The 6,701-nt window shown below is 45.4% G+C and carries 6 protein-coding genes; all 6 read left to right on the top strand.

All coding sequences use genetic code 11. From position 1 onward, the window contains the following. Positions 1-192 (top strand): succinate dehydrogenase, cytochrome b556 subunit (gene sdhC / locus A3761_RS06255; protein ID WP_068749989.1); only part of this gene is annotated, 192 nt, incomplete at its 5' end. Beyond that, entirely contained in the window at positions 186-533 is a 348-nt protein-coding gene (sdhD, locus tag A3761_RS06250; protein WP_068508433.1) for a succinate dehydrogenase, hydrophobic membrane anchor protein, read from the top strand. The genes sdhC and sdhD, both read left to right, overlap by 7 nt. 3 nt (positions 534-536) lie before the next feature. Further along, positions 537-2,309 carry a succinate dehydrogenase flavoprotein subunit gene (gene sdhA, locus A3761_RS06245; RefSeq protein ID WP_068508435.1) on the top strand — a complete coding sequence of 591 codons (1,773 nt, stop codon included), beginning with the start codon at positions 537-539 and terminating at the stop codon, positions 2,307-2,309. A gap of 15 nt (positions 2,310-2,324) precedes the next feature. Beyond that, positions 2,325-3,029 carry a succinate dehydrogenase iron-sulfur subunit gene (locus tag A3761_RS06240; protein ID WP_068512317.1) on the top strand — a complete coding sequence of 235 codons (705 nt, stop codon included), beginning with the start codon at positions 2,325-2,327 and terminating at the stop codon, positions 3,027-3,029. Positions 3,030-3,421: 392 nt separating this feature from the next. Further along, positions 3,422-6,262 (top strand): 2-oxoglutarate dehydrogenase E1 component, encoded by a 2,841-nt coding sequence (locus A3761_RS06235; protein ID WP_068512320.1) that lies wholly within the window; start codon positions 3,422-3,424, stop codon positions 6,260-6,262. A 17-nt stretch (positions 6,263-6,279) separates the two neighbouring features. Beyond that, a partial coding sequence (locus A3761_RS06230) for a biotin/lipoyl-containing protein (protein WP_197472891.1) occupies positions 6,280-6,701 on the top strand: 422 nt, incomplete at its 3' end.

Raw genomic sequence — 6,701 nt, 5'->3', positions numbered from 1 at the left:
GACGGTGCTTTTGTTACTTTGATTATGTGGGGCTTGGTTTCTGCGCTTCTTTATCACTTGGTAGCGGGAATTAGACATTTATTAATGGACTGTGGTATTGGTGAAACGCTTGAAGCTGGCCAGTTCGGTGCCAAAGTTGTTATAGCAGTGTCAGTTGTACTTATCTTATTGGCAGGAGTTTGGTTATGGTAGCAAGTGTTACTAGTTTTGGTCGTAGTGGACTCTATGATTGGATGATTCAGCGTGTTACAGCAGTTGTGTTGGCTGCTTACACGGTATTTATTCTGGGTTATCTAGTGCTAAACCCTGACTTGACATACATGCAGTGGAGTGAGCTGTTTAGTCAAACTTGTGTCAGAGTATTTTCTTTACTTGCTTTGTTATCTTTGGGTGCTCACGCTTGGATCGGTTTGTGGACGGTGTCTACAGACTATCTAAAAGCAATGGTATTCAGGTTTATTTTTCAAGCTGGTTGTGGCCTGGTCATGTTCGTTTACGTGGTCTGGGGTGTTCAGATTCTTTGGGGGCTGTAAGAAATGTCTAAATTAAGAACGCTTAATTATGATGCAATAGTTATTGGTGGTGGCGGTGCTGGTATGCGCGCAGCACTTCAATTGACAGAATCCGGCATCAAAACAGCTTGTATTACTAAAGTATTCCCAACTCGTTCTCACACGGTTTCTGCTCAAGGTGGTATAACTTGTGCGATCGCAAGTGCGGATCCAAATGATGATTGGCGCTGGCACATGTATGACACTGTTAAAGGGTCAGACTATATCGGTGATCAGGACGCAATTGAATATATGTGTTCAGTTGGCCCTCAGGCTGTATTTGAATTGGATCATATGGGTTTGCCTTTCTCGCGAACTGAAGCAGGTCGTATCTACCAGCGCCCGTTTGGTGGCCAGTCTAAAGGGCCGGATAATCCGACTCAGGCTGCACGTACTTGTGCTGCTGCTGACCGTACAGGTCACGCACTATTGCACGCACTATACCAGGGCAACTTGAAGGGCGGCACTACCTTTCTTAATGAATGGTATGCAGTCGATTTGGTGAAAAACCAAAAAGGTGCAGTGGTTGGTGTCATTGCTATCTGTATTGAAACAGGTGAGCGTGTATACGTTAAGGCTAAGGCAACTGTTATGGCGACGGGTGGTGCTGGTCGTATTTATCAGTCGACTACTAACGCTTTGATTAATACTGGTGACGGTATGGGGATGGCGCTTCGCGCTGGCTTCCCAGCGCAGGATATGGAAATGTGGCAGTTCCACCCAACAGGTATCGCTGGAGCGGGTACACTGGTAACAGAAGGTTGTCGTGGTGAAGGTGGTTACCTGATCAATGGCGAAGGCGAACGTTTCATGGAACGTTACGCACCTAACGCTAAAGATCTTGCTGGTCGTGACGTTGTTGCGCGTTCAATGGTTATGGAAATACTAGAAGGCCGTGGTTGTGGTCCAAATAAAGATCACGTTATGTTGAAGTTGGACCATTTGGGTGAAGAAACCTTGAATGCCAAGCTTCCAGGTATTCTTGAATTGTCACGTACATTTGCTCACGTTGATCCGGTTAAGGTACCAATTCCGGTTGTACCAACTTGTCACTATATGATGGGTGGTATTCCGACTAATATCGGTGGTCAGGCACTAACGCAGGATGCTGAAGGTAACGATCACGTTATCGAAGGTCTATATGCTTGTGGTGAAGCTGCTTGTGTATCAGTTCATGGTGCAAATCGTCTTGGTGGTAACTCGCTACTTGATTTGGTTGTATTTGGTCGTGCTGCCGGTTTGCAGATTGAGAAATCTTTGCGCGAAGGTTTTGCAACTGATGATGCAACAGAGGCTGATATCGAAGCCGCATTAAGTCGTTTGGATCGTTTGGATAATACGACTGGCGGTGAAAGTGTTGCTAAGGTTCGAGAAGATTTGCAAAGCACGATGCAGCTTTACTTTGGCGTTTTCCGTGAAGGTGAGACCATGCAGAAAGGTCTTAAGATGCTCGACGAAATAGGTGAGAGAGTTAAGAATACTCATCTTGAAGATAAGAGCGCTGCTTTCAATACTGCTCGTATCGAAGCGCTTGAGCTGGATAACTTGTTCGAAGTTGCTTACGCAACAGCTGTAGCTGCAGAAGGACGTAAAGAAAGTCGTGGTGCTCATGCTCGTAATGATTTTACTGAGCGTGATGATGAAAACTGGTTGAAACACTCAATGTACTTCCCTCTAGAGAAGCGCGTTGGTAAGCGTGATGTTAATTTCTCGCCTAAGACCGTTGATGCGTTCCCACCAAAAGTACGCTCTTACTAAGGGGAGATTTGGAAGATGTTAGTAAGTTTATATCGCTATAATCCTGAACAAGACACTGCACCCTATATGCAGGATGTTGAGTTACAGATCCCTGAAGGGAAAGATTTGATGGTTCTTGATGTCCTGGGCTTGCTTAAGGAAAAAGATCCATCACTGGCTTACCGCCGCTCTTGTCGTGAAGGTGTTTGTGGTTCAGATGGTTTGAACATGAATGGTAAGAATGGATTGGCTTGTATTACACCTCTTTCAGAAGTTGTGAAGGGTAACAAGTTAATCATTCGTCCTTTGCCGGGCTTGCCGGTTATTCGTGACTTGGTTGTAGATATGTCTATGTTCTACAAGCAATACGAGAAAATTAAGCCATTCTTGATTAATGATACGCCAGCACCTGCTATTGAGCGTATACAGACGCCTCAAGATCGTGAAAAGCTGGATGGATTGTATGAATGTATCTTATGTGCTTGTTGTTCAACAGCTTGCCCATCATTCTGGTGGAATCCTGACAAGTTTGTCGGGCCATCAGGTTTGTTACAGGCATACAGATTTTTGGCTGACTCACGTGATACTGCTACGGCAGAGCGTTTAGCTGATTTGGATGACCCTTTCAGTGTTTTCCGTTGTCGGGGTATCATGAACTGCGTTAGCGTTTGTCCTAAGGGGCTTAATCCAACGCGAGCTATTGGTCATATTAGAAATATGTTGTTGCAGCGCTCAACTTAATAGTGCTGAAGACGGTAGTGGTCAGGGTAGACTTTCTGCCGTCGAGACATAATCAATTGCAATAATCTGCAAGTTTTGAATTTATGTCTATAATCAAGTGATGAATCCTTTCAGACCTAGTGCTTTAGCCTAGGTCTGAAAACTTAGGAAACTGTAAAGTAAGCCCAAAAAGCCGAATTTGCAGTTCGCTGAGAAATAATAACCACTGGGGAATCGGGTAACACCCGTATTATCTTTGAGGCAGCAGTCATCCGAGCCTGTTATGTAGGGCGTTACAAGGCGAAATCGCTTTTTATCGTTAGGCTACGTATAGGTATCTTAGAGATACATATTGGCCGCCAATAAGATAGTGCCTGGTATTCGCATTTACTGCTAACTAAGGCGAGCTTTTAATGCAAGAAAGCATCATGGAACAACTCTGGCGGACATCTCACTTGTCTGGCGGAAATTTAGTATACGTTGAACAGCTGTACGACGCTTATTTGGCTGATCCTAACAGCGTCTCTGAAGAATGGCGAAGCTACTTTGACCAACTCCCAAGAGTTAATGGTCATGCTAAGAAAGACATCCCTCATTCGACCATTCGTGAACAGTTTCTCCACCTTTCCAAAAACAAATACGCAAGTCACGAACTGACTACTCCCGCAAGCGCAACCTCTGAGCACGATAAGAAGCAAGTTAAAGTCGCTCAATTGATTAACTCCTATCGAATTCGTGGCCACCAGGCAGCAAAGCTTGATCCCTTAGGTTTGATGGAGCGGGTTGATGTTCCTGATTTGGAGCTTGAATATCACGGTTTGAGCGAGGCCGACCTGGATACCGAATTTCAGATTGGTAACTTGGTCTTCGGTTCCGATGAGTTGAGTCTTCGAGAGATTGTTAACGGACTGAAAGAAACCTATTGCTCATCGCTTGGCGCTGAGTACATGCATATCGTAGACACAGATATTCGTACATGGTTTCAAGAGCGTATTGAGTCAGTAAAAGGTAAGCCCAATTACGAATTTGATACGCGCTACCATCTGCTAGAGCGTTTAACAGCAGCAGAAGGCTTAGAAAAATATCTTGGCTCTCGTTACCCAGGTACCAAACGCTTTGGCTTGGAGGGTGGTGAAAGTCTGATCCCGATGATGGATGAGCTGATTCAGCGTGCCGGTGGTTATGGTGCTAAAGAAATCGTTATAGGTATGGCTCACCGTGGTCGCCTAAACGTTTTGGTGAATACGCTTGGTAAAAACCCGAAAGACTTGTTCGATGAGTTTGACGGTAAAAAACTCCATGATATTGGTTCCGGTGACGTTAAATACCACCAGGGCTTTTCATCGAATGTGATGACGCCAGGTGGCGAAGTGCATCTAGCCTTATCGTTTAACCCCTCACATCTTGAGATTGTTTCTCCGGTTGTTGAAGGCTCGGTTCGAGCGCGCCAGGGTAGAAGGGAAGATGAGCGTCGGGATTCTGTCGTACCTATTATCATGCATGGCGATGCTGCGTTTGCAGGTCAGGGTGTGGTGATGGAAACCTTCCAGATGTCACAAACTCGTGGTTATGGTACGGGTGGTTCCGTACATATTATTATTAATAACCAGGTTGGCTTTACCACCAATAAGCGTGAAGACACGCGCTCAACAGAGTATTGTACCGACGTTGCAAAGATGATCGAAGCGCCAATCTTGCATGTAAATGGTGATGACCCCGAAGCTGTTTTGTTTGCTACTCAGGTTGCAATTGATTTCCGCAATCAGTTTAAGAAAGATGTCGTTATTGACTTGTTCTGCTATCGCCGTCGTGGTCATAACGAGGCGGATGAGCCTTCGGGCACGCAGCCATTAATGTATCAAGTGATCAAGAGCTTGAAGACAACTCGTTCTATCTACTCTGAGCGCTTACTTGAAGAGCAGGTGATCTCACAAGAACAGTCTAAAAAGCTTGAAAATGACTACCGTTCAGCACTAGAGAACGGTGATCATGTTACCAAGAGTTTGGTTCTGGAACCGAATAAGTCTATGTATGTTGACTGGACGCCATTCATTGGCCATGAGTGGACAGCTAAGGCTAAGACTTCGGTCAATGCCAAAACCTTGCAGCGTTTAGGTAAAAAGCTAGGTGCGATACATGAAGGCTTTCCTATTCAGAAGCAGGTTCAGAAGATCATTGAAGATCGAAATAAAATGAATCAGGGCGCAATGCCGCTGAACTGGGGTTATGGCGAGGTAATGGCTTATGCTAGTTTGCTAGCAGAAGGTCATGAAATTCGTATCTCAGGTCAAGATGTTGGTCGCGGTACCTTCTCTCATCGTCATGTTGTTTTACACAACCAGACAGATGGATCGACTTATGTGCCTTTGCAGAATATCAAAGAAGATCAGCCTAAGTGCGAGATTATCGACTCCTTGTTATCGGAAGAGGCGGTTCTTGCCTTTGAATATGGTTTTGCAACGACCAACCCTGGTGCACTCGTAGTTTGGGAAGCTCAGTTTGGTGACTTCGCAAACGGCGCACAAGTTGTTATTGACCAGTTTATTACCAGTGGTGAGTTAAAGTGGGGGCGCCTATGTGGCCTAACCATGCTACTACCTCACGGTTATGAAGGTCAGGGTCCTGAACACTCCTCCGCTCGCTTGGAACGCTACTTGCAGTTGTGTGCTGAGCATAATATCCAGGTTTGTGTGCCAACTACGCCAGCACAGGTGTTCCATATGCTTCGTCGTCAGGTTAAACGACCTTTGAGGAAGCCTCTGATCGCCATTACGCCGAAGAGTTTACTTCGTCACAAAGAAGCTACCTCAACGCTTGATGATTTGAGCTCAGGTACATTCCAGACAGTTATTGGCGATAGCTATGTTGATGATGTTCGCAATATAAAACGCGTCATTATGTGTAGCGGTAAGGTTTATTATGACCTGTTGAATTTCCAACAGCATAATGAAATTACTGATACTGCGGTGATTCGTATCGAGCAATTGTATCCGTTCCCTGGGGATGATCTTAAGGCCATCTTGGAACAGTACCCGAAAGCAAGTGATGTTGTTTGGTGTCAGGAAGAGCCCCAAAATCAGGGTGCATGGTATCCAACGCAGCATAGAATGCGTCGAGTGCTCAAAGAAATTGATGAAAAAATATATTTAAGATACGCCGGACGTAAAAGCTCCGCTGCTCCTGCTGCAGGCTATATTTCGGTACATGTTGAAGAACAAAATGCGCTAGTTAACCAAGCGTTTGATGTTGAATAGTTTAATAAGGATTGGAAATGTCTACAGAAATTAAAGCCCCAACCTTCCCAGAGTCAGTCGCGGATGGAACAGTTGCCACTTGGCATAAGCAAGCTGGAGAGCAGGTATCGCGTGATGAACTCATCGTCGATATAGAAACTGATAAAGTCGTTCTTGAAGTCGTTGCGCCAGATGATGGTGTGATTGAATCTATTTTAAAGCAAGAGGGCGATATTGTCCTAAGTGGCGAAGTCATCGGTAAGTTTACAGCTGGCGCAAGCGGTACAAGTGCCGCAGCACCCGCAGCTGAAGCGGCTCCGGCGGCGACTGAAGAGTCGGCCCCTGCTGCCGAAGTTATCATGAGCCCGGCTGCTAAAAAATTGGTGCAAGAAAATAGTCTTGATCCGTCAGCTATTGCAGCAAGTGGTAAAGACGGTCGTTTGACAAAAGAGGATGTTGT

The sequence above is a fragment of the Oleiphilus sp. HI0123 genome, from assembly GCF_001635315.1.
Note: the sequence above shows the minus strand (reverse complement) of the source record. Positions and strands in the feature narration are given on the sequence as shown.

Coding starts and splice junctions, on each gene's coding strand:
- sdhD (WP_068508433.1), top strand. CDS start 186: ATGGTAGCAAGTGTTACTAGTTTTGGTCGTAGTGGACTCTATGATTGG.
- sdhA (WP_068508435.1), top strand. CDS start 537: ATGTCTAAATTAAGAACGCTTAATTATGATGCAATAGTTATTGGTGGT.
- A3761_RS06240 (WP_068512317.1), top strand. CDS start 2,325: ATGTTAGTAAGTTTATATCGCTATAATCCTGAACAAGACACTGCACCC.
- A3761_RS06235 (WP_068512320.1), top strand. CDS start 3,422: ATGCAAGAAAGCATCATGGAACAACTCTGGCGGACATCTCACTTGTCT.